Annotated in this window: 22 protein-coding genes, 1 tRNA gene and 1 riboswitch; of the genes, 13 read left to right on the top strand and 10 right to left on the bottom strand. The window is 50.8% G+C overall.

Annotation, left to right across the window (positions count from 1 at the left end; all coding sequences use genetic code 11):
- Positions 1–491: 491 nt before the first annotated feature.
- The 5 genes from HEQ50_RS09665 to HEQ50_RS09645 form a co-directional block, all read right to left on the bottom strand.
- Positions 492–1,004: an O-acetyl-ADP-ribose deacetylase gene (locus HEQ50_RS09665; RefSeq protein WP_168900311.1), complete on the bottom strand. Its 513-nt coding sequence runs from the start codon at positions 1,002–1,004 to the stop codon at positions 492–494.
- A 4-nt stretch (positions 1,005–1,008) separates the two neighbouring features.
- Entirely contained in the window at positions 1,009–1,263 is a 255-nt protein-coding gene (locus tag HEQ50_RS09660) for a hypothetical protein (protein ID WP_168900310.1), read from the bottom strand.
- 11 nt (positions 1,264–1,274) lie between these two features.
- Positions 1,275–1,601, bottom strand: coding sequence for a hypothetical protein (locus HEQ50_RS09655; RefSeq protein ID WP_168900309.1), 327 nt, complete (start codon positions 1,599–1,601; stop codon positions 1,275–1,277).
- Positions 1,602–1,613: 12 nt separating this feature from the next.
- A complete protein-coding gene (locus HEQ50_RS09650; RefSeq protein ID WP_211089301.1) occupies positions 1,614–2,780 on the bottom strand; it encodes a hypothetical protein in 1,167 nt (388 codons plus the stop codon).
- 212 nt (positions 2,781–2,992) lie between these two features.
- Positions 2,993–3,967, bottom strand: coding sequence for an asparaginase (locus HEQ50_RS09645; RefSeq protein WP_168900308.1), 975 nt, complete (start codon positions 3,965–3,967; stop codon positions 2,993–2,995).
- A gap of 93 nt (positions 3,968–4,060) precedes the next feature.
- On the opposite strand from HEQ50_RS09645, the gene HEQ50_RS09640 reads away from it, so the two are divergent.
- The 5 genes from HEQ50_RS09640 to HEQ50_RS09620 all read left to right on the top strand — a co-directional run bounded on the left by HEQ50_RS09640 (position 4,061) and on the right by HEQ50_RS09620 (position 8,282).
- The gene (locus HEQ50_RS09640) at positions 4,061–4,210 is read left to right on the top strand and encodes a hypothetical protein (protein ID WP_168900307.1); all 150 of its coding nucleotides are present in this window, start codon (positions 4,061–4,063) and stop codon (positions 4,208–4,210) included.
- A gap of 58 nt (positions 4,211–4,268) precedes the next feature.
- A riboswitch (purine riboswitch) is annotated at positions 4,269–4,367 on the top strand.
- A gap of 183 nt (positions 4,368–4,550) precedes the next feature.
- Positions 4,551–5,870, top strand: coding sequence for a nucleobase:cation symporter-2 family protein (locus HEQ50_RS09635; protein WP_168900314.1), 1,320 nt, complete (start codon positions 4,551–4,553; stop codon positions 5,868–5,870).
- 152 nt (positions 5,871–6,022) lie between these two features.
- Positions 6,023–6,919: an ABC transporter ATP-binding protein gene (locus HEQ50_RS09630; protein WP_168900306.1), complete on the top strand. Its 897-nt coding sequence runs from the start codon at positions 6,023–6,025 to the stop codon at positions 6,917–6,919.
- Complete coding sequence (locus tag HEQ50_RS09625; protein ID WP_168900305.1) at positions 6,912–8,135, top strand: ABC transporter permease; 1,224 nt, start codon at positions 6,912–6,914, stop codon at positions 8,133–8,135. Before HEQ50_RS09630 ends, HEQ50_RS09625 begins: the two co-directional genes overlap by 8 nt.
- 74 nt (positions 8,136–8,209) lie before the next feature.
- A tRNA-Ala gene (locus tag HEQ50_RS09620) sits at positions 8,210–8,282 on the top strand.
- Positions 8,283–8,650: 368 nt separating this feature from the next.
- On the opposite strand, the gene HEQ50_RS09615 is transcribed toward HEQ50_RS09620, so the two are convergent.
- Positions 8,651–8,737 (bottom strand): type I toxin-antitoxin system Fst family toxin, encoded by an 87-nt coding sequence (locus HEQ50_RS09615; protein WP_168900313.1) that lies wholly within the window; start codon positions 8,735–8,737, stop codon positions 8,651–8,653.
- A 763-nt stretch (positions 8,738–9,500) separates the two neighbouring features.
- Here HEQ50_RS09615 and HEQ50_RS09610 point away from each other — a divergent pair.
- From HEQ50_RS09610 to HEQ50_RS09585, 6 genes are all read left to right on the top strand, one after another.
- On the top strand, positions 9,501–9,845 hold the full coding sequence (locus HEQ50_RS09610; RefSeq protein WP_168900304.1) for a hypothetical protein: 345 nt from the start codon (positions 9,501–9,503) through the stop codon (positions 9,843–9,845).
- 323 nt (positions 9,846–10,168) lie between these two features.
- Positions 10,169–10,978, top strand: a complete 810-nt coding sequence (locus HEQ50_RS09605; RefSeq protein ID WP_168900303.1) for a hypothetical protein — start codon at positions 10,169–10,171, stop codon at positions 10,976–10,978.
- Between the two features lie 225 nt (positions 10,979–11,203).
- The gene (locus HEQ50_RS09600; protein WP_168900302.1) at positions 11,204–12,316 is read left to right on the top strand and encodes an ABC transporter ATP-binding protein; all 1,113 of its coding nucleotides are present in this window, start codon (positions 11,204–11,206) and stop codon (positions 12,314–12,316) included.
- Positions 12,282–13,118: an ABC transporter permease gene (locus tag HEQ50_RS09595; RefSeq protein WP_168900312.1), complete on the top strand. Its 837-nt coding sequence runs from the start codon at positions 12,282–12,284 to the stop codon at positions 13,116–13,118. The genes HEQ50_RS09600 and HEQ50_RS09595 overlap by 35 nt, the downstream gene beginning before the upstream one ends.
- Positions 13,115–13,918: an ABC transporter permease gene (locus tag HEQ50_RS09590; protein WP_168900301.1), complete on the top strand. Its 804-nt coding sequence runs from the start codon at positions 13,115–13,117 to the stop codon at positions 13,916–13,918. Before HEQ50_RS09595 ends, HEQ50_RS09590 begins: the two co-directional genes overlap by 4 nt.
- A complete protein-coding gene (locus HEQ50_RS09585; RefSeq protein ID WP_168900300.1) occupies positions 13,915–14,985 on the top strand; it encodes an ABC transporter substrate-binding protein in 1,071 nt (356 codons plus the stop codon). Before HEQ50_RS09590 ends, HEQ50_RS09585 begins: the two co-directional genes overlap by 4 nt.
- A 175-nt stretch (positions 14,986–15,160) precedes the next feature.
- Here the strand turns inward: HEQ50_RS09585 and pstB are convergent, their stop codons facing one another.
- The 4 genes from pstB to HEQ50_RS09565 form a co-directional block, all read right to left on the bottom strand.
- Positions 15,161–15,964, bottom strand: coding sequence for a phosphate ABC transporter ATP-binding protein PstB (gene pstB, locus HEQ50_RS09580; RefSeq protein WP_168900299.1), 804 nt, complete (start codon positions 15,962–15,964; stop codon positions 15,161–15,163).
- A gap of 11 nt (positions 15,965–15,975) precedes the next feature.
- Positions 15,976–16,863 carry a phosphate ABC transporter permease PstA gene (gene pstA / locus HEQ50_RS09575; RefSeq protein ID WP_168900298.1) on the bottom strand — a complete coding sequence of 296 codons (888 nt, stop codon included), beginning with the start codon at positions 16,861–16,863 and terminating at the stop codon, positions 15,976–15,978.
- Positions 16,853–17,806: a phosphate ABC transporter permease subunit PstC gene (gene pstC / locus HEQ50_RS09570; RefSeq protein ID WP_168900297.1), complete on the bottom strand. Its 954-nt coding sequence runs from the start codon at positions 17,804–17,806 to the stop codon at positions 16,853–16,855. The genes pstA and pstC overlap by 11 nt, the downstream gene beginning before the upstream one ends.
- A gap of 83 nt (positions 17,807–17,889) precedes the next feature.
- Positions 17,890–18,780, bottom strand: coding sequence for a phosphate ABC transporter substrate-binding protein PstS family protein (locus HEQ50_RS09565; RefSeq protein WP_168900296.1), 891 nt, complete (start codon positions 18,778–18,780; stop codon positions 17,890–17,892).
- A 278-nt stretch (positions 18,781–19,058) separates the two neighbouring features.
- On the opposite strand from HEQ50_RS09565, the gene HEQ50_RS09560 reads away from it, so the two are divergent.
- Positions 19,059–19,409 carry a hypothetical protein gene (locus tag HEQ50_RS09560; RefSeq protein WP_168900295.1) on the top strand — a complete coding sequence of 117 codons (351 nt, stop codon included), beginning with the start codon at positions 19,059–19,061 and terminating at the stop codon, positions 19,407–19,409.
- A 142-nt stretch (positions 19,410–19,551) separates the two neighbouring features.
- Positions 19,552–20,361, top strand: a complete 810-nt coding sequence (locus HEQ50_RS09555) for an HAD family hydrolase (protein ID WP_168900294.1) — start codon at positions 19,552–19,554, stop codon at positions 20,359–20,361.

Genomic DNA, 20,361 nt, shown 5'->3' with positions numbered 1-20,361 from the left:
TCAGCCCGCGTCTCAAAGACGCCATTTACCAAGAAAAATCGCTTGGTAAATCCCACGGCTGAGACCAAATTTGACTCACTCACGGCTACATGAGATGTAACCAATTAAACTGATCGGACGTTGCCATTCCAGCGATGCCACCACACGTTTAGTGGCTTTCAACCATCGTAACCGGAGGCAGGCAGAGATGTAGGTAGCCGTGACAGCGCTGTAAGCTGTGCAACAGCTTACAGCGCGGGACGTGTTTGGAGACTGATGGTTTTTATCAGGCTTCAAACCGAGCCGGAGGACCGGTTCTCAGGCCGCAGGCGGTCCCCACAGCGCCAGAATCTCTGGCAGCCGCAGGTGGTCGTTGATGACTAGTTTAATGGTGATAAATCTTGTCAGCTGGAAACTGGAGCGTATTCGTGAACTTTCAACCCTTAATTAACCGATTGAAACGTGGTCCCAATGGCAGTCAATTGCCGTTTGGGCCACGTTTGTTTTAGAAACTATTGCACTTCTTCCCAAGCCGTGCGGTAGGCCGCGGCGGTCGTCTCATCAAAGGCGACCAACCGTACCGATTGCACGGTCGTCGTGTGCGCCAATGCCGTGGCAATGGTCTGAATCGCAATTCCGGCCGCTTCCTCTAGTGGATAGGCGTACACGCCCGTACTAATCGACGGAAAATCAACGGTCTGACAGCCGTACTTACCGGCCAGTGCCAAGCTATTGCGGTAACAGGCCGCTAACAATTCCGCCTCGTGCTGATCACCACCGTGCCAAACCGGACCCGGCGTATGAATCACCCATTTCGCTGGTAGTTTAAATCCAGGGGTAATTCGCGCCTCTCCGGTCGGACAACCGTTAAAGGGAACACACGCCGCGAACAACTCCGGGCCCGCCGCGCGATGAATAGCCCCATCGACCCCACCGCCGCCGAGCAGCGTGGTATTGGCCGCATTGACGATGGCGTCAACGTGACTCGTCGTGATATCACCATGAATCACCGTAAACTTTGCCATACAGTCACTCCTTTGACCATGGCCAGTGCCAACGCTTTTTAGCTGGCGCTGGTGTCTTTGTTTCTCGTGCTTTCAGGCGTTTCATACCCTCCCGATACGGGTTCGCATAGAGCGCCGATAAATTTAATTTTTGGGTATCCGGCTGGGCAGTCGGTGCGGACCGAAACGGCCGCAAATCCGTTTGGCATTGGGGACACCGATCATCTTCTGCCGTCACCGCTGCCCCACAATGTGGACAGAACTTTAAGTCTTCAGCCATCTTGATTCCCCCTACTTTGGCTGCTGATGCCGCTGATTACGTTGGCGGCGTTTCTGCGCGTCCGTGACCGCTTGCAAGGCTGCCTGGCGTTCTTCTTCGGCGCGCTGCTTCGCCACTGCCGCCTGCTTCTGTGCCGCAAGTTGACGTCTGCGTTGACTGCGCTCGCTTAAAAAGCGCCACACACCAACCGCCAGAAGTGCCAGGACAATCTGCACGGGCACTAACGTCCAGTCGGGATGCTTGACCACAAACAAGTTATACGCGATAAGGAGGATGGACATGACGCCCACCACCGACAACGTATCGCGCAACCAACGCGGTATCTTCTTGACTTTCATGGTAAAAACTCCTTAAAGGTCGCCTTCTACCCGCAATTGTCGTTCGACCAAGTAAGCGTCTAAATAACCAAAGGCCACCTCATCAACATCGCTAATCCGGTACACCTTGCCGACCTGATCGAGTTGATTATCCGCCACCTCGTGGAAGATAAACCGTTCACCGCCGACTTGACTGGGATAGCCCAAAAGCGTCGTACCATCGTGTAATTTTAACCGAATAATCGTTCGAAAGGCCGCAGCCTGCGTCAACCGGGCGCTAAATTGGTCCACCGTCGGATCGAACAACCGCTCGTCGTTTAAGACGGGCTGAATCTGATGCTGCCGGGCACGATTCAACAGGGCAAATAGCCGCATCGTCTGTAGGTAATCCGACTCAATCACGACCGCATGTAATTCGGTCAACCGCATGACGGTATAGCCCCCGAATTGCCCGGTCATATCGATGAGATTCATAATGACCGCGTTCTTTGTCACCGTATTGATCCGGCCCACGAAGAAGAGCTCCTGATCGTGGCTGGGAACCAAGGCCACCAAGGGATCGCGACCAGCCAAGCGTTGTAGCGTGGCAGCCATCAGCTGCGCATCCGTGACTTCCTTGGTTGCCACGTGTGTGAGCTTCCGCAGATGAGGCGCGGCAATCCCCTGCAGGGTCAACTCCTTGCCCTGAAATTCGATGACCTCTAGTTCGGCCGGGTGCAACGTAAACGTGGCCTGATCCGTATAATCAAACTTATTTAACAACTGAATGGTAACCTGATCGGCTGCCACACTGGTGACGAGCCCCTCGTAGAAGTGTTCGTCGCCCTTAACGACTAGCATAATGACTAAATGGTCAACCCACGCATGGCTCAACACCTGCCGCCGGATGTCCCGTTGGCTATCGAAGTGCATGGTCAGTCCACCGGCTTGAATGAACTGCTCTTCCTGCGCCGTCTGAATCCGGAAGGCCATATTGTCTAAATCATCACTCGAAAATTCAACTTCATCAATCACCGTGATTGCCAGAAATACGGCACCGTCCGGCAACCCAAAATCGTCAAACGTGGCGAGGATGATGCCGGTATCACTGACCGTCGTCACGTAACCGGTATACACAACTTCTTGATTGGTCTGATAAACATTGACTAAAATGTGTTGTGCCAATGCCCGGTTTAAATCATTCATCATCGAACTCAACATGACGACCCCCTTCTTGATTATCGATCACATTCGCGATGAGCTACGAACGTTAACGTGAAAATGCGTGTCAGCAGGCGGTTGGCCGAGGCCGTGACATCCAGTGTCTGGGTTCCCGCTTTCCGTCTTCAGTTCACACGCACCTTATTTCTACTGTTCTGAAAAGCTTATCATATCTCGCTTAAAATAGCTCGTGAACCGCCACCAAATTTTGACTATGAAACCGCGGTACTGAGATACTCCGCTAACCGTTCTCCCTGTAGGCCGGCACTGAGGCCAACGAGCAGTTTAATTCGGGCTTTTTGACCGTTCAATCCTTGGCACAACATCAGCCCCATTTTTCGCAGCTCAATTCCGCCACCCTGGTAATCATAAATGTCCTCGGCAACGCCATTATAACACCGGGAAACCAAGACCAGTGGAATATGGTGATCGAGGAGCCGTTGAATGGCTGGGAGGGTCACCGGTGGTAAATTACCGGCGCCCAGACCCTCAATCACAATACCGGCCGTCTGATCGGTATCTAAGGCATCGAACAGGCTCGCGTCCATCCCCGCGTACGCCTTCAGTAGATAAACGTGATCGACCACGTGATCGATATCGCAGACGGCCTCGCGAATGAGTTGTTGGAAGTAAATCGGATGGCCCTTTGCCACCAAGCCGATGGGGCCAAAGGTCGGCGTCCGGAAAGTGGCCACGTTGGTGGTGTGGGTCTTGGTCACGTAGCGGGCCGTGTGAATCTCGTCGTTCATCACCACCATGACGCCATTGCCCCGTGAGGCATCGTCTGCGGCCACTTCAATCGCCGTCTGAAAGTTATACAGACCATCGGAACCAACCTCGTTAGACGAGCGCATAGCCCCCGTCACCACGATCGGAATGGTACTGGGTAGGGTGAGGTCCAGAAAATACGCCGTTTCCTCCAGCGTGTCGGTCCCATGGGTAATGACCACGCCATCGATGCCGTCCTTTTCACCCCGATTAATGCGTTGCTTAATCTTCAGCATTTCCACGGGCGTCACGTGGGGCGACGGTAGGTTAAAGAGTTCGTCGGTAATCAACTCAACGCGCCCCTCCATGATCGTTTCCTGCTGGGCGATGGGATTCTCCGCGTTGGGGACAACCTCCCCCTTTTCGTTTTGAGACATCGAGATGGTTCCCCCGGTATGGATGGCCAAGATTTTCTTCATTACCGTCAACTTCTTTCACAAAAGATTTCTTGTCCACATTGTACCCTATTTGCTGTAGAATTTAGTTAGAATTAGGAAAGGATGTTCGGAAAAATGGCTAAAAAAGATGAAAGCGCTAAACCCTACCGCCCTGGTGTGGTCGTGCACCCTAAGAAGTATAGTAATTCGGGTGGTGTCGCCGACTGGGGACCGCTACTGGCCTGGTTTAGCAGCATTTTCAAGAAACTATGGCATCGGCATTAGAAACCGTCTGAGGGGATTGTTTTTTCCTTTTTCCCGTGGTAAAGTAATCAACATTCAATTCAAAAAATAAGTGATTGCCTATATAATGCCAAGATAAGGTTGGCGAGTTTCTACCCAGAGCCGTAAACTCTGGACTATAAGCAAATTGAGGACGAAACTCTTTTTGCCGATGAAAAGAGTTCGTCGGCAGAGTTTTCAGTGAGCCCCCTTTTTGCAAAGGGAGCTTTTTTGTTTTCAATCGTTTTCCTTGGCGGCGTATGGACATCACGAGAAGGAGGAACTTTTCTTGCAGTCCACTAAGTCCGCAAAGACAACTTCATCGTCAGAAACCGGTCACGCACTGCCCACGTGGCGAGCGGCCATCCTGGGTTTTCAGCATTTATTAGCCATGTATTCCGGTGACGTCATCGTCCCCTTGTTAATCGGGGGCGCCCTTCATTTCAATGCCATGCAGATGGCTTACTTAATCAGTGCGGATATCTTCATGTGTGGGGTCGCAACACTGCTCCAACTCAAACGCACACCGTTAACGGGGATCGGCCTACCGGTAGTCCTCGGGTGTGCCGTACAAGCCGTTACCCCCCTGAGCGCTATTGGCAATCAGTACGGGGTCGGCGTCATGTATGGGGCGATCATCAGCGCCGGCATCTTCGTCTTTCTCAGCGCTGGTTGGTTCTCCAAAATTAAGAACTTCTTCCCCCCAGTGGTCACCGGGTCACTCATCACGATTATCGGCTTCACACTGATTCCCGTGGGCTTTCAGGACTTGGGCGGTGGGGACGCCACGGCCAAAAGCTTTGGCGATCCCAAGATGCTTCTGATTGGTTTTCTGACGATGGGCATCATTTTGGGACTCAACGTCTTTGGCAAGGGCTTCTTGAAATCTTTAGCGATTCTCGCCGGAATTCTTATCGGGACCTTCATTGCAGGAGCCATGGGCATGGTTTCACTCAAAGCGGTGGGCCAAGCCAGCTGGTTCCATTTGCCCCAATTTTTCTACTTCGGAACGCCCAAATTCGAGTGGTCGTCGATTCTGACCATGATTCTGGTCTCCTTAACCACCATGGTTGAATCCACCGGCGTCTTCTTCGCCCTAGGTGAGATCACCGGCCATAAGATTGAAGAAGGCGACCTCAAACGCGGCTACCGCGCCGAAGGGATTGCCGTCATCTTAGGCGGGCTGTTTAACACCTTCCCTTACTCCACGTTCTCCGAAAATGTCGGCGTCGTCCAATTGTCGGGTGTGAAGTCCCGTAAGCCGTTGTACTTTTCCGCGTTGTTTCTCATTCTCCTAGGCCTGCTCCCTAAGATTGGCGCGCTGGCCACGGTCATCCCCGATGCCGTCTTGGGTGGGGCCATGATCGTCATGTTCGGCATGGTCGGCGTTCAGGGCATTCGGATGCTCCAACAGGTTGACTTTAAGGATAACAACAACCTGTTGGTCTCCGCCATCTCGATTGGCTTGGGCCTTGGCGTCACCGTTTACCCCCAGATCTTCCAAGCGATGCCCCAATCCTTGCAGATTGTGATGAATAACGGGGTCGTTATTGGAAGTTTCTCGGCCGTCATCTTAAATATCGTCTTCAACATGCGGCCACACCGGGCTACCGCTCCGGTCCAAGCGCGGGTAAATACCGCCGCGCAGCCGTCCAAAAAATAAACATCTTATGTTGTCTGTCCCTTAGCCGATAGCCGGGTCCTTTGCCCAGGTTACCGACTATTTTTTTCTAATGCGGAACCCGCACCTTTCGTTGGGATTCCGGCGGTGTTCGCGTATAATGTGGGTATTAACTTCGAAGAGGAGAACGACGCATGCTAAGCATTCAGCATATCAGCAAGCAATTTGGTCCCGTGAAGGCCCTCAACGACGTCAGCTTTGAGGTGCCCAACGGCCAGATCCTAGGCTTGATCGGCCAAAACGGTGCCGGCAAGTCGACGACGTTTCACAGTATTTTGAATTTCATTAAATATGATGGCACCATTCAGTGGCAGGGACATCCCCTATCGCCAGCCGACTTTGACACGATTGGCTACCTACCCGAAGAACGGAGTCTCATGACCAAACTGACCATTGAGCAGCAGATTATTTACCTCGCCCGGTTGAAGGATCAATCGGCCAGAGATATTCGCCCGCGGATCGATGACTGGTTGGGCCGCTTCGCCGTTAAGGGGACCCGGAAGAGTCGTATTAACGACCTGTCCAAGGGGAACCAACAGAAAGTTCAGCTAATCTGTACGCTGATCCACCACCCCAAACTATTGATTCTAGACGAACCGTTCAGCGGCCTCGACCCCGTCAACGCCGACCTGCTAAAACAGGCCATCCTGAAGGCCAGAGACGACGGTGCGGCCATTATCTTTTCCAGTCACGACATGGAAAACGTCTCGGCCCTGTGCGACCAATTGGTCATGTTGCGCAAGGGCGACATGGTCCTCCACGGCACGCTAGGCGAAGTTCGCAATCAATTTGGCAAGACCGAACTCTACGTGACCACCGATTGGTCCGCTACCCGCTTGGCTACGTTACCCAGCGTGGATCGCGTGGACCAGCGTCAGCCCGGCCAATACCGCTTGCATTTGACGGACCCCGCGGCCGGCCCCGCCATCTTCGCCGAGCTGACCCAGGGCCACTACATTGAAGAATTCAGCCAGCAACCGCCAACCCTCGATGAAATCTTCCGCCTGAAAGTGAGTGAAGACCATGCATAAAACCTGGATAGTCACGCTAGAAACCTACCTTCGCCAGATTAAATCCTGGAGCTTTCTGTTCATGGTCATCGGTCCCTTTCTGATGATCGGCCTGACCGTGGGGATCAGCTACCTCAGTGCCAACAGCGCCTCGAGTAGTAAGCAAGTCGCCGTGATCAGCACCTCTCAACCCTTGCGGCAAGCCTATCTCAAACAACAAACGGGGACGCTTAATACCAAAATCACCACGGTGGCGGCAGCTAAGTCGGCGGTCAAAAAGAATCACCTGGCCGGTTACCTCGAGCTACGTACGTCGGCCCATCAGATTCGCGCCGACTATCACGGCAGTAGCACCATGGCCAGTGGTTTAAAGGCGCAGACCCAAAACTTCCTACAACAGTATCAGCAGGCCCAAAACTACCGGCAGGCCAAGCTAACGACACAGCAACAACGCCTCTTGGCCCGGACGCCCGTTTTGCAACAGCACATTGAAAAGAAAGCCGGCACGGCAAACCTGGCCAAGACTATTTCATTTTGGATTCTGGTCACCATGATCTACATTATCCTGATTACCTACGCCTCGATTGCCGCGCAAGAGATTGCCTCGGATAAGGGAACCAAGATTATGGAAATTATCTTCTCCAGCACCACCGCTACGAGTTATTTCGTCGGAAAAATCGGTGGTATTCTCCTGGTGATTCTGACCCAGATTGTGATCTACCTGCTGGGCGGCTGGGCCGGTTTCCAGATTGCTTGGCACAGTGCCGCGCTCAAACCGTTGCTTACGGAAAACCAGAGTTTGATTACGGCCGTTCTTCATAATTTGCTGAATCTAAACTTGGTCTACCTATTCTTGGGCGTCATTATCTATACGATCTTGGCGGCGTATAGTGGTGCCGTGGTGGCCAAAGCCGAGGACGCCTCTAAGGCCGCGCAACCAGTGGTTATGCTAGGGATGTTTGGGTTCTTTGCCACCTTCCCCTTCCAGAACAATCTCGACGCGCTGTTCGTCAAAATTCTGTCATACGTGCCGTTCTTCTCGTCGTATTTTATGCCGATGCGGATCATCAACGGCACGGTGAATGGTTGGGAACAACTGCTGTCACTGCTAATTTTGGTGGTGGCAATCGCCCTGTTCGCGAGTTACATTGGCAGTCAGTACCAACGGCTGATGTTACAGACGGATAGCCGGAGCTTCTGGCAACACTTGATTCACGGCTGGCGGCGCCAAAACTAAACCATTTTTAAAAAATCATCAATTTTACCCATTAACATTTTTAGCCAGCGTGCTATAATTAATGGGTAAGTTTCGGGCCCTTAGCTCAGCTGGGAGAGCGCCTGCTTCGCATGCAGGAGGTCGTCGGTTCAAATCCGGTAGGGTCCATTTGGGATATTTAGCGAGTCAGGAACGCCGATATAACGGCATTTCAAGCTTTCAATTTATCCACGAATTCGTCTGAAATAAACACCGATGGTAACCGTTTTGGTAACCGCGGAATCAAACACACCTTGGCAGGGGCAACACCAGAAAACTGTTAGCTGAATGGCTGATAGTTTTTTATTTTTAATTGTTCCTCTCACACCTTACACATACTATGGTTCGCATTTGCGAAACATCGCATATGTGTTATACTGACAGTACAAAAAGACTTTGGAACATTGAGTTCACCAAAGGCCCTGACTATGTGGCGTAGTCAGAGCCTTTTTTATACGTCTATGTAAATAAACGGGTGGGTTAGTAGTCACCTAAAACTACCTGTGACGCCTACGGTCTAACCAGTCCGTAAATAAGGCGACTAGGATGCCAACAACAAGTGGCGCAAAAAGATTTTGAAACATAAGAGTTCACCTCCCCACTGTTGCTAGTGTGGGTTAGGCAACTTCTCTATTATCTGGTATGACAACTTGAATTGCAATGTTTTGTAGTGAAAGCTAATACCGATTTAACGAAAGTGCTTAGGGATGCTTCACACCTCTCATACCCCGCTTAGTCCCATGCAGTCACAATCAACCTAGCAATTATTCAGAAATTGTAGGTATTTGTGCACATCAAGTAAACATAAGGGGTATACGCCCAATAAAGGACATACCCAGTACTAACTAAGTGAATAATGTTCACCTACCTCTAAACGTCAAGGGCGTCTAAAACGGTCACGCCCCTCAATTCTTTTTATCGAACATGTCAAACTCTTTAGCACGCTTCAAAATCTTTTACGTATCAGCGTAAGAGAAATCCGTCATATTGGTAACCGCTGAATCAAACACACCTTGGCAGGGGCAACACCAGAAAACTGTTAGCTGAATGGCTGACCGTTTTTTTATCGAAATTTCACTGAAAAGAATATTTGGTCAGGCAGGCCTCTATGTTTAACAGATACTCGGCTATTAACCCTGTTATTAAAATGATTGTATCCCCTGCCTCTACGTTAATTACCAATACAAACATAGCCTAAACATTATCTCCTCCGTTCGAGCTACAGTAAGCTAAGACTTGGGGCTAGAATTATTTTTAACAAAAAGGGGGGAGTGTGGGTAATCAATCCGTTGCCCACATTAAATCATGGAAACTAAACCGCAGGACATCACGACTCTCACACATGCGATGAAACAAATTGCTGAAAAATATGGATTTGAATTGTTTTCCGTGGATTTGGTTGCGGCCTTTGATGAATCGCCGTATCGTCAATGCCACCCAAAATCCATTATCTTCTTTACCCAAAATACCGATCAACAATTAATCGCCTTTTTAAGTTTCTGGCACGGTACTTGGCATCCCTTGCATAATCCTCAAAAATACAACGTGGCTTTCAATTCAACCCGGCCAGACTTCACCAAAGCGATCGCCATCAAGTTCACACAAGAGCTGAATGATTTAACCACCATCTCAGCCGATTCGCTGACGCCACTAGACTTTATTACCGTCGAAGACTGGCAGCAAATGAGTTAAAGCCTAACTGCGATGAACAGTAAGGCGGCCAGTACGCGTCCAACATACTGGCCCCTAGTCCGGTCGCACCAAGGGTTCTAGCTATGACCTTCAAAATCTATAATCGGCAATGCAAGAGCCTGTGGTCAATCGCAGGCTCTTTACTAATGCCAATTTAAAAACTATTCTGGGTATTTATCCGGCGATAGTCGGTTCAAATTGGACAGTTAAAATCCCCTCCCTTCAATCCCCGTGCTAATCCCCCTATTTCAGGTGGTGAGTTTTAAATCACGCGCAGTAGCGTTACACTAGTTGTGTACCACATCGATTTAGGAGGAGATCACATGATAAAGCTCAAAAAAACATGCGTAACGGCCCTCATGTTACTGGGCGCGGTTGCCGGGGTCAGCTGCGCTACGGAGACGACAGCTCAGGCGTCATCCAAATACTTAAGCCTGGGACAGTCGGGGTATGTTCGCACCAAGAAGGCGATGTACGTGGGAATTTACCAAAAACACGGGAACACTTACAAGCCACTTCTCAAGAAAAAGGGCGCCCTGTTACGGGTCAGTGGTTACGTTCAACAGTCTAGTAACGGCCCCGTTAAGGTTTCGTTCACCTCTGGCGCGGTGCATTACAGCCGGTTACACAACCTCAAGTTTTCAGCCAATGCGACCATCCCTTTAACGAAGGCCAACTTCAAAAACGTTAAATTAAAGGCGCCTATCCGGGGGACTGTGTTACGCGCAGGCACCGGATTTAAACAGGATCGTCACCTAAACTACGGGAACAGTTCCGCGTTCTACCTAACTTTGGATAATTACATTCAGTACTACAGTAAATCAGCCATGGTGAAGTATGACGCCGGTGGCGATATGGTAATTGACGGTGGGCATACCATGGACAACTACAAGCCCACGGCATCGGCTAAGATGACGAAAACGACGGTTAAGGGCAATACGACTACCGTCCAGTACGATAAATATCTGAAGGGCATCCCCGGAAAGAAGCTGGGAGCTCATAAATACCAGATTAAAATCAAGAACCTTAAAACACTCGGTCACAAATATTTCGGCGAAGAAGATCGCGGTAGTTGGACAAACTACACCATCAACGCCAAGCCTTATTTTGCAGGCATGATGTACACCGATTAACTTTTAACGCGCTTGGGACAAACGTCCCAGGCGCGTTTTGCGTCGCCAACCCCAACCTGTTAAACCATGGCCTAGCCATCAATCATTAAACGTCGGCCACACCAGATTGGGGTCCAGTGTCATCTCTAATTTTTTCGTTTTCTTTTGCGCCTAAACCCGCTATAATCAATAAAGTTCTACTGGATTTACGCGATTCACCCATCACCTAACAGAGGAGGTTGCCTGATGACAGAACCCATCATTACCCTACGCCAGGTCACCAAACGCTACGATTCCCACACCATTCTAAACAATATTAATCTGACGCTAGAGTCTGGCAAATTTTATACGCTGCTCGGACCATCGGGCTGTGGTAAAACCACCATCCTGCGGGCGATTGCTGGCTTCATGCAGGTCTCTGCGGGCGAGATCCTCTTCGCCGGCCAACGAATCAATGACGTTCCCGCCAACAAACGCAACGTTAATACCGTCTTTCAAGACTACGCCCTCTTCCCCCACATGACGGTTGCGGAGAACGTGGCTTTTGGCTTGACGCTTAAGAAGCTCGCCAAGTCCGTCATTGCGGAACGCGTGGCCAAGGCCCTAAAGCTCGTTCAACTCGCCGACTATGGTGACCGCGCCATTAGCGAACTCTCCGGCGGTCAACGGCAACGGATCGCCATTGCCAGAGCCATCGTCATGGCTCCCAAGGTATTGCTCCTAGACGAACCGCTCTCCGCGTTAGACGCCAAGCTCCGCCGACAAATGCAGGTTGAATTACGCGCGTTGCAGCAACGCCTCGGCATTACCTTTCTCTTCGTCACCCACGATCAGGAAGAAGCGCTGGCCATGAGCGATGAAATCTTTGTCATGAACCAGGGTGAGATTCTTCAAAGCGGCTCCCCCGTCGACATTTACGATGAACCCATCAACCACTTTGTCGCCGACTTTATCGGGGAAAGTAACATCCTTCCCGCCAAGATGATTGCCGATTTTCAGGTGGCTTTTGGCGGTCACCAATTCGAATGCGCCGATGCCGGAATTCCCGACAACGAACCGGTCGAAGTCGTTATCCGTCCAGAAGACCTCACGTTAACGACGCCCGACCGTGCCAAATTAACGGTGACTATCGACAATCAACTCTTCCGCGGCGACTACTACGAGATTACCGCAACGGATACCCACGACAATCACTGGTTGATTCATTCCGTTAATCCCGCCGAAGACGGCACAACGGTTGGCTTGACCTTCCGCCCGCAGGACCTCCACGTCATGCGATTTGGCGAAAAGGAAGCCGAATTCGATGCGCGTCTCGAAACCTACGATGACTTGGAGGACGATACCGTTGACCAAACATAGAACCTGGGCGTACTTTCTCCCTTACGGCCTCTGGTTGGCCCTCTTCGTGATTGCCCCCGTGGCCCTCATTATCTACCAATCCTTCTTTGACCTCGGTCATCAGGTCACTCTGAACAACTATCGCACCTATTTTCACTCCGCTACCTACTTAAAGATGACGGCCAATTCCGCATGGTACGCCTTCCTAATTACGCTTTTTACGGGACTCATCAGCTATCCCACGGCCTACTTTATTCATCAACTCAAGCACCGTCAATTCTGGCTATTATTGGTCATTCTTCCGACCTGGATTAACATTCTATTGAAAGCCTATGCCTTTATCGGTATCTTCAGTCAGGCTGGCCTAGCCAATCAATTTCTCACGTTCATTGGCGTTGGGCCGCAACAAATTCTCTTTACCAACGCCAGCTTCATCTTTGTGGCGACTTACATTCAAATTCCGTTCATGATTCTCCCCATCTACAATGCGCTGGACGACCTTAATCCCGCCTTTATTAATGCCAGCCGCGACCTGGGCGCCAGCAGTTGGCAAACCTTCCGTCACGTGATCTTCCCCCTAACGTTACCCGGGATTAAAGCGGGCGTGCAGGCCGTCTTCATTCCCTCGCTGTCCCTCTTCATGTTGACCCGGTTGATTGGTGGTAACAAGGTGATCACGTTGGGGACGGCCATTGAGGAGCACTTCCTGACCACCATGAATTGGGGGATGGGGTCCACGATTGGCGTGGTCCTCATCGTCGCCATGATTGTGGTCATGCTGTTGACGGGCGATCAAAAGGTGAAGGGGGGCACGCCACGATGAAGCACCGATTAGCAACGGGTTATTTAATCTTGGTCTTCATCCTACTGTACGCCCCCATTATCTTTTTGATGGTGTATGCGTTCAGCCAAGGCGAAACCATGACCAACTTTCACGGGTTCACCTGGCGGCACTACCAAACGCTATTTAGCGATACGCGCATGCTGGCTATCGTCGCAAATACACTTCTGATTGCGCTACTATCGGCCCTGATCGCCACCCTGATTGGCACGTTGGGCGCGCTGAGCATCACCCGGACAACACGGCGCGTGACCCGCGACTCCCTGCTGACGTTAAACAACGTCCTCATGGTCTCTCCGGACGTCATTATCGGAGCCAGCTTTCTGATTTTCTTTACCATGCTGAAGATTCCGCTGGGATTTGGCACCGTGCTGCTGAGTCACATTGCCTTTGAGATTCCCATCGTCGTCCTCATGGTCTTGCCGCGCTTACGGGAAATGTCGACCTCTCTGCTGGATGCCGCTCAGGATCTCGGTGCCACCACCCGGCAACTCCTGACCCACGTGGTCATTCCTTTCATTTCGCCGGGTATCTTCGCCGGCTTCTTCATGGCGCTCACCTACTCTCTGGATGACTTCGCCGTCACCTTCTTCGTGACTGGTAATGGCTTCTCCACACTATCCGTTGAAATCTACTCGCGTGCGCGCCAGGGGATTAATCTGGAAATCAATGCCCTCTCTGGCGTGATGTTTCTCTTCTCACTCCTGCTCGTTGCCGGTTATTATTGGATTCAGCAGGCCGGGCATAAACGCCGCCGTCGAAAACGGGAGGTCACCTCATGAAACGACTCATTAGTATCCTCATTGGACTCCTAACGGTCTGTGGTTTGCTCGGCTATGCGGCCCACCGCCTACAGGCTTCAAGTGGCAGTACTGGTCCACGGGTTCTAAACCTGTACAACTGGGGCGACTACCTTGATCCGCAACTACTCACCAAGTTTCAACGGGAAACTGGCTATCACGTCAACGTCGAGACCTTTGACAGCAACGAGGCCATGTACACCAAGATTAAGCAAGGCGGCACGCACTACGACCTGGCCATTCCGAGTGAATACATGGTGGCCAAGATGAAACGCGCGCACCTGCTGAAGCCCCTCGATCACAGCCGGTTAACCGGTCTGCAGAATTACGACCGGCAATTTTTGAACCAGTCTTTTGACCGGGGAAATCACTATTCTCTGCCCTATTTCTGGGGAACCTTGGGCATTATCTACAATGATCGGGTCATTCGGCCGGGGACTATTCGGCACTGGAACGATCTGTGGTCAACGGCGTATCGTGATCAGATTATGTTGATTGACTCTGCCCGTGACATCATGGGCATGGCGTTGGTTTCACAGGGAAAATCGATGAACACGACCGACCCTGCCACATTAAAGGCGGCCGAGCGAAAACTCACGCGGTTAGCCCCTAACGTGAAAGCGACCGTAGCCGATGAGATCAAGATGTACATGATCCAAAACGAAGCGCCATTAGCCGTGGACTGGTCTGGAGAGGCTGCCGAAATGCTGGCCAACAATTCCCACCTCCATTACGTGGTCCCCAGTGAGGGCAGTAACCTGTGGATTGACAATTTCGTCATTCCTAAGACCGCCCAGCATGATCAAGCCATCTACGCCTTTCTCAACTTTATGACGCGTCCCGAGAATGCCGCGCAAAATGCGGAATACGTGGGCTACGCGACCCCCAACCGGGTGGCCAAGACGTTATTGCCTCGGCGGGTGCGCGATGATCAGCAGTTCTATCCGAATACCACCACCCTGCGGCACTTGCAGGTCTACCGCGATCTATCGCCAACTCAGGTACAACGGTACAATGACCTCTACCTTGAGTTCAAGATGCACCCTTAAGCCAACTAAAGGTTGAAACACGCGCCAGTCCCCAGCTGACAAGGCTTATCGCCATAAAATTAATCATCAACGACCACCTGCGGCTGCCAGAGATTTTACCTTCCAGCCTTGTCTTTAGTTAACAAAGCCCCGCAACGACAAATCGTTGCGGGGCTTTTATTGCGGCGCTTGGTTTTTAACCAAAACTGCCGGAAATGTAATCCTGGGTGACCGGGATCTGGGGATTGCTAAACATGGTACCAGTTGGGGCATATTCCATAATATGCCCCAAGTGGAAGAAGGCACACTGACTACTGATCCGTGACGCCTGTTGCATGTTATGCGTCACGATAATAATTGTATATTTCTTTTGCAGTTCCAGTAGCGTCTCCTCAACCTTTACCGTGGAGATGGGGTCAAGGGCACTACATGGTTCGTCCAAAAGCAATACATCGGGGGCCATCGCAATGGAACGCGCGATACACAACCGCTGTTGTTGCCCACCAGAAAGCGACAAGGCACTCTTGTCCAAGTTATCCTTGACCTCGTCCCATAGTGCAGCCCCCTTCAGGCTCTGTTCAACCCGCTTGGCCAGTTCATCCTTTTTCTTGATACCGTTAGCCCGTAAGGCGTACACGATATTTTCCCGAATCGACTTGGCGAACGGATTAGGCCGTTGAAAGACCATCCCAATGTGACGACGAATCTCATAGATATTAACACCGGGTTCATTGACGTTCACCCCGTGATACCAGATCCTACCGGTTACTGTGGCGATTCCATCATTCATCCGGTTCAGCGACCGAAGATACGTCGATTTACCGGAACCTGAAGCCCCAATCAACGCCGTAATTTGATTCTTCGGAAATGCCAAGTTGGCGTCAAATAATGCGTGATTGTTCCCGTAGAACACCTGCATGTTCTCAGTTCTCATCGCCAATGGCATCTTATCATCAAACGTCTGTACGGCCGTTTCTTCATACGAATATTCCTTTAACATCATGCCACCCCCTACTTACTAGCCGTAACGCGCCGATACAGATACGAACCCAACAACCGGGCGCCTAAATTGAAGAGCAGGACGGCAATAATCAGAACAGCCGACGCCGCTGCGGACAGTGCCGCCGCGTTGCTGGCCAAACCTTCCGTATTAACTTTCCAAATGTGCACCGCTAAGGTTTCCGCTGGCCGGAAAGGATTCAACGGGCTGGCTGGATCCATGGGATTCCAATCCGCAAAGTTGGTAACGGGGGCACTTTGACCCGCCGTGTAAATCAAGGCTGCGGCTTCACCGAAGACCCGGCCGGCACTTAAGACAATCCCCGTAACAATCCCGGGAAGGGCAACGGGCAAGATAATGCCCAGTTCGGTTTTCCATTTGGACAAGCCCAGCGACAGACCCGCTTCTCGTTGACTCCGAGAGACGGCGCTTAATGATTCCTCAATATTTCGCGTTAACAGCGGCAGATTGAAGAAGGTTAACGCAATCGCTCCGGAGATAACGGAGAAGCCAATCTTGAATTTAACCACGAAGAGTAAGAAGCCAAACAAGCCCACAACCACGGATGGTAAAGAGCTCAGAACTTCAATGGCGGAGCGAATCAAGCTGGTTCGCCAATTGTCCTTCGCATATTCGGCCAAATAAATGCCGGCTCCCAACGAAATTGGAACAGAAATTAACATCGTCAAAACTAACAGGTAAAAGGAATTAAAGAGTTGCACGCCAATTCCCCCGGCCCCACTGAAGGCATCGGTTGCGCCAGTTAGAAAGGACCAGCTGACGTGCGGCAGACCTGCCGATAAAATGTACGCCAGCAGGAAGAAGAGAATGCCGACCACCGAGGCGACAATCAAATCAATGACGATCGTTGCAATGAGATCCATACGTTTAGCGTTCATGTTTGAGTTGCCCCCTCTTAGCAATGACCCGCACTAAGGCGTTGAAAAACAGTGACATCAACAATAGAATTAGGGCTAGCGACCACAACGCATTGTTGGGCAGCGTACCATCAATCGTGTCCCCAATGCCGGTCGTTAACTGACTCGTCAGCGTGGAGGCTGGCGAGATCAGATTCTTAGGCATAACGGCGGCATTCCCGATGACCATTTGGACAGCCAAGGCTTCACCAAAGGCTCGGGCCATCCCGAAGATAACGGCGGTCAGAATCCCCGACGTGGCGGACCGTAAAATGACCCGCGAAACGGTTTGCCATCGCGTCGCACCCAAAGCCAACGAGGCTTCCTTATAGTAACGCGGAACGGCACGCAAACTGTCAACCGTCATTGACGTAATCGTTGGCAATACCATGACGAACAAGACGAACGTGGCGGAAATAATCCCAAATCCAGAACCACCGACCAGGTGCCGCATAAACGGCACAATGACTGCCAGGCCGATGAATCCATAAACAACGGAAGGAATTCCCACTAACAATTCAATCACGGGTTGTAAGAACTTCCGCCCCCGGTTCGGCGAGATTTCGGTCATGAAGATAGCCGTTCCCACGGCAAACGGGGTGGCAACGATTGCGGCGGCGAACGTCACTGCAAATGACCCGAGGATCATCGGCAATGCGCCAATCTTTCCCTGATCAGGCGCCCAATCAGTGCCCGACAAGAACTTCCACAGACTCACGTGATTTTGCGTAAACGTGGCAATCCCCTTTGATGTAATAAACCACAACATGGATGCCACAACAAGAATAATAATGCCAATACAGAAGTAACTAATGCCACGCCCAATCCAGTCCTCGCGGGTTGCCTTAGTTGCGTGGTGCAACCGGGTATCCCACTCATGAGTCTGGGCGTCTTGTTTTTTTAATTGAAAATTGGTTTGTTCCATTGAATGACTCCCCCTTAAAAAAAGTGAAGGTGCCTTTGACCGCACCCCCACTCTGTGACAACTACTAATTGAAGGTTCAGATCCTAGTTTTGGGTTACAACACCCTTAGCATCCTTAGTTACCTTCATATCATGAATACTGATGTAGCCCATGTCCTTAACCAAGCTGTTTTGAACATCCTTGGAGTTCATGTACTTCAGGAAGGCAGCCGTTGCTTTGTCAGGCGTGCCCTTCGTGTACATGTGTTCGTAAGACCAGATCTTCCACTTGTTGTTTTCGACGTTGCTATCAGTTGGTGTGACATTGTCGATAGAAACGGCTTGTAACTTGTTCGTGAAGTAGGAGAAGGCCAAGTAACTAACGGCCCCTGGCGTCGTTGCAACAATCTTTTGAACGGCACCGTTAGAGTCTTGTTCTTGTGACTTCACAGCGGTTGCGCCCTTCAAGACGGCATTTTCAAACGTTGCCCGGGTCCCACTTCCTTGCGCCCGGTTAATGATGACGATCTTTTGATCCTTACCACCGACTTCTTTCCAGTTGGTAATCTTACCCGTAAAGATCTTCTTCACTTGGGCCATCTTCAAATTCTTGATACCGGCATCCTTGTTCACAACTGGTGCCATCCCAACAACGGCGACCTTGTGATCGGTTAATTTGTCAGCCTTAATTCCGGCCTTCTCTTCAGCAAAGATATCTGAATCACCAATTGAAACGGCACCGGCCTGAACTTGACTTAAGCCAGTTCCGGAACCCCCACCTTGAACGGTCAAGTTAACCTTGCTGTTCTTAGTTGTAAAGTTGGCGCCAGCCTTAGCAGCCAATGGTTGTAACGCAGTGGACCCCACGGCCGTTACCTTACCAGAAAGTGCTTCACTACTGCCCTTACTACTGGTTGAACTCGTGGCCTTTCCACAACCTACTAACAGTAAACTAAGTGCGGCAATCCCCATTGCTAACTTTGATCCCTTGTTCATCTCTGTCACTCCATGTCTTAAAAGTAGTAGAACCATTTTGAAAATTGATCAACCTTTTCTCAAAATGCCTCCCCGTAACTTACAACCCTGATTCTAAGCGTTGAATATATATTATTCGTAGCAATCGTGTAAATTTTCGGTAAATGTTGCCAAAATCGCCATAAATTCATTTATATTGCGGTGGTTAACCCCCAAACACGATAATTAGCTTAACCTGTGGACGTTAATTGCGTCTGGTTGCGAAAATGGCTAGAATTAGGGTTAAGAGGTGACCAGAAGTGGCAAATAAAAATGAAAGAAAAGCACGACAAGCCATAATCGTTGATATGAATGATTTCTTAATGGATTACGCGGCAACAAAATTGGGCGCAACGGCCGATTTGGCGCAGCAAGTGGCAACTGCCGGCAAAACGGATTTAACTGGTTTAGATGAGCTGTTCAAGGATAACGGTGTGGGGCGTCGTACCAAGTATCTCGACCTTGCCTCCGGTTTCCTTCGTGATGAGGCAGACGCCGATAATGACACCGCCTCGACGGACTTTGATGCCGCCACCAAGACCTTGGCCCAAGAAGCCATCGCCTATCTCGGTAACCATCCCCAAGATTTCAACCGTTGGGAAGAAGCTTAACCGCAAAAACCGTTAGCGCGTTGACTTTAGAAAGTCACGACGCTAACGGTTTTTTCTGGCTGTCTTTTTTAAACGGAAAGGCTTGACCTCGAACGCGTTTCAGAAGGTAGACTTTAATCATTCAAGACAGGAGCGATTACTCATGATTAACTATCTTTTCTCTGATCTCGACGGCACCTTACTCGATGCGACCGGACGAGTCAGTCAAAACACCATTAACACCATTCAAGACAGTCACCTGCCCCTCACATTGGTATCCGCCAGAGCCCCCATTGAAATGCTTCCGGCATTAACGGCACTCAATCTGATGGGACCTCAGATTGCCTTCAACAGTGGCCTCATCTTCCAGTATCAAGACGACCAGATTATTTCCCTTCGTTCTCATCCTTTGACCGCCAGCCGTACCCGCGAAATTCTCGGCTTCGTCCAGACCCACTTTCCACAGGTCAGCCTGAGCTGTTACACGCAAGATAACTGGTATACTGAACGTATCGATGGCGGCACCCACGCGGAACAGGCCCTAACCGGACAAACGGCGCAACTCACGACTTACGCCGAACTCTTCAACTCATCGGAAATAACCTTTTATAAAATTATGATCATGTCGCTAGACACCGCTCTGCTCAGACAACTCGTAGCGGCCCTCGTCCAGCTAGGCGATACTGATATCAGCATTAAGCTCTCTGGTTCGCATTATCTGGAAATCACCAGCCGGGATGCGCAGAAATCAACTGGGGTGCAATTCATTAAAGACTACTACCATTTAAAAACCGCTGAAACGGCTGCGTTTGGGGATGGCGAAAACGATCTTCCCATGCTCCATGCGGTGGGAACCGCCGTTGTCATGGGCAACGCCGCCCCAGCCATCAAGGATCACGGTGATTGGGTGACCACATCCAATACGGAAGACGGTGTGGCCTATGCGATCCAATACTACTTGCGAGGCGAATAA

The organism is Lactobacillus sp. HBUAS51381 (genome assembly GCF_012641095.1).
In the GTDB taxonomy this organism is placed as follows: Bacteria; Bacillota; Bacilli; order Lactobacillales; family Lactobacillaceae; genus Levilactobacillus.
This window is presented reverse-complemented; position numbering and strand designations above follow the sequence as displayed.

Excerpts from the sequence above, each read along its gene's own strand:
- HEQ50_RS09600 (WP_168900302.1), top strand. The coding sequence starts at position 11,204 with ATGACAGAACCCATCATTACCCTACGCCAGGTCACCAAACGCTACGAT.
- HEQ50_RS09645 (WP_168900308.1), bottom strand. The coding sequence starts at position 3,967 with ATGAAGAAAATCTTGGCCATCCATACCGGGGGAACCATCTCGATGTCT.
- HEQ50_RS09585 (WP_168900300.1), top strand. The coding sequence starts at position 13,915 with ATGAAACGACTCATTAGTATCCTCATTGGACTCCTAACGGTCTGTGGT.
- HEQ50_RS09610 (WP_168900304.1), top strand. The coding sequence starts at position 9,501 with ATGAAACAAATTGCTGAAAAATATGGATTTGAATTGTTTTCCGTGGAT.
- HEQ50_RS09640 (WP_168900307.1), top strand. The coding sequence starts at position 4,061 with ATGGCTAAAAAAGATGAAAGCGCTAAACCCTACCGCCCTGGTGTGGTC.
- HEQ50_RS09665 (WP_168900311.1), bottom strand. The coding sequence starts at position 1,004 with ATGGCAAAGTTTACGGTGATTCATGGTGATATCACGACGAGTCACGTT.
- HEQ50_RS09625 (WP_168900305.1), top strand. The coding sequence starts at position 6,912 with ATGCATAAAACCTGGATAGTCACGCTAGAAACCTACCTTCGCCAGATT.
- HEQ50_RS09565 (WP_168900296.1), bottom strand. The coding sequence starts at position 18,780 with ATGAACAAGGGATCAAAGTTAGCAATGGGGATTGCCGCACTTAGTTTA.
- HEQ50_RS09615 (WP_168900313.1), bottom strand. The coding sequence starts at position 8,737 with ATGTTTCAAAATCTTTTTGCGCCACTTGTTGTTGGCATCCTAGTCGCC.
- HEQ50_RS09650 (WP_211089301.1), bottom strand. The coding sequence starts at position 2,780 with ATGTTGAGTTCGATGATGAATGATTTAAACCGGGCATTGGCACAACAC.
- pstC (WP_168900297.1), bottom strand. The coding sequence starts at position 17,806 with ATGGAACAAACCAATTTTCAATTAAAAAAACAAGACGCCCAGACTCAT.
- pstA (WP_168900298.1), bottom strand. The coding sequence starts at position 16,863 with ATGAACGCTAAACGTATGGATCTCATTGCAACGATCGTCATTGATTTG.
- HEQ50_RS09590 (WP_168900301.1), top strand. The coding sequence starts at position 13,115 with ATGAAGCACCGATTAGCAACGGGTTATTTAATCTTGGTCTTCATCCTA.
- pstB (WP_168900299.1), bottom strand. The coding sequence starts at position 15,964 with ATGTTAAAGGAATATTCGTATGAAGAAACGGCCGTACAGACGTTTGAT.
- HEQ50_RS09655 (WP_168900309.1), bottom strand. The coding sequence starts at position 1,601 with ATGAAAGTCAAGAAGATACCGCGTTGGTTGCGCGATACGTTGTCGGTG.
- HEQ50_RS09660 (WP_168900310.1), bottom strand. The coding sequence starts at position 1,263 with ATGGCTGAAGACTTAAAGTTCTGTCCACATTGTGGGGCAGCGGTGACG.
- HEQ50_RS09630 (WP_168900306.1), top strand. The coding sequence starts at position 6,023 with ATGCTAAGCATTCAGCATATCAGCAAGCAATTTGGTCCCGTGAAGGCC.
- HEQ50_RS09555 (WP_168900294.1), top strand. The coding sequence starts at position 19,552 with ATGATTAACTATCTTTTCTCTGATCTCGACGGCACCTTACTCGATGCG.
- HEQ50_RS09595 (WP_168900312.1), top strand. The coding sequence starts at position 12,282 with ATGACTTGGAGGACGATACCGTTGACCAAACATAGAACCTGGGCGTAC.
- HEQ50_RS09605 (WP_168900303.1), top strand. The coding sequence starts at position 10,169 with ATGATAAAGCTCAAAAAAACATGCGTAACGGCCCTCATGTTACTGGGC.